At 58.8% G+C, this 1,473-nt stretch carries 1 pseudogene; it reads right to left on the reverse strand.

Annotated features, from left to right (window positions below):
* Positions 1-1,473, reverse strand: a pseudogene (locus tag ACKWCA_RS23950) (hypothetical protein); the annotation flags it as partial.

The following is a 1,473-nucleotide window of genomic DNA, read 5'->3' on the forward strand; positions in this document are numbered from 1 at the left end:
CCAATGCCGCTGGTGGCGGTGCTATTGTGATTGTGGTGGTATCGGTACAGTTGGTTGTATCGTCGGTTACGGTTACGGTGTAGGTGTCGGCGGGCAGGGTCGCCACGACCACGGGTGTAACGGTGTTTATGTTGTTCTGCGACTGTACGGTAGCAGCGGCCGTATTGGTCACGGTGTAGCTGTATGTTGTGATGAAGTCGCTCACGGTGAAGGTGAATGCCCCGTCGGCCGTGCCCAGGCAGCTGACGTTGTTGGTCAACTGTGAGATGACCGCTACGCGGTCCACGTCTGTGACGGTATAGTCCCTTTGTAGGGTACATCCCTTATCGTCCGTGACGAGGAAGGTGTATGTTCCCGGTGGTAGGGCCGAGAACACGTTGTTGTTGCCGTTGTCGGTCGCGTCGGCCAGAGGGGCGATGATCTCATAGTTGAATGGCGCGGTACCGTCTGTGACGTTAAGTGTGACGTCGGCGGTCACGGCCGGGCATGTGGGCGATGTCTGTGCGAAGGCGATGTCCGTGGGCGGGTCGAGCGCATCGATGACGATGGGCGGTGTCTGTTCGCTACATCCGTTGGCGTCCCTTACGGTGATGGTATAGGTACCTTCGGTTATTCCGGTATTGAAGGTATCGGAAGGCTGGAAGTTCACTCCGTCGATACTGAAGGTATACCCGGGGGTCCCCCCTGAGTAGTTAATGGCCTGAATGGTGGCCGATGCGTTATCGCAACGGTAGCCCGTGACCAGGTCTATGGTACCGGGAAGTACGGGCGATGGTGCGGTCAGGGTGACGCTGTCGCTGAGTACGCATCCCTTGGCATCGGTCACGGTATAGTCGTATGCCGTTCCGGCGGTCAGTCCTGCATATGTTGTCTGTGGCGATGGCGCACTTCCGTCGAATACGATCTGGTATGGTGCCAGTCCCCCCGTGATCTGCAGTTCCACTGCCCCGTCGGCGCTTGTGGCACATAGGGGTGCGGTGAGCACCTCCACTGCGGTCGGTGGGGTATCCGGGCTGACGGTCACCTGGTTGGTGGTCACGGTACAGCTCTCTGTATCGGTGATGACGAATTCGTAGATGCCCGCTGTGGTGGTGAAGAACGAGAACGGGATACCGGGCACGGCCGTACTGGCCTGTACGGATACGGTGTTCCTGAACACCTCATAGGTGAAGTTCGGGTTGCCCCCTGCGATGTTTATACTGATTTCGGCATCGGGCGTTGCGCTACAGTCCAGGTCCTTGACCAGGCTTGCGGTAGCGGTCAATGTCGGGAAGACGTCGATGCTCGCCGTTGCGGTACAGTTCCTGTTGTCGATGACCTCTACGGTATGGCTTCCCGGTACGAGTCCGGTGAAATCGGCACTGGACTGGTATGCCCCGCCGTTGAGCCTGTATTGGAATGGCGCTTCGCCCCCCGAGGTTACGCTGGCGGTCAGGGTGAGTCCCGTAGCGCTGTCGTAGCAAAGGCTGTTGG

It is taken from the genome of Maribacter corallii, assembly GCF_047345415.1.
Taxonomy (GTDB): Bacteria; Bacteroidota; Bacteroidia; order Flavobacteriales; family Flavobacteriaceae; genus Maribacter_C.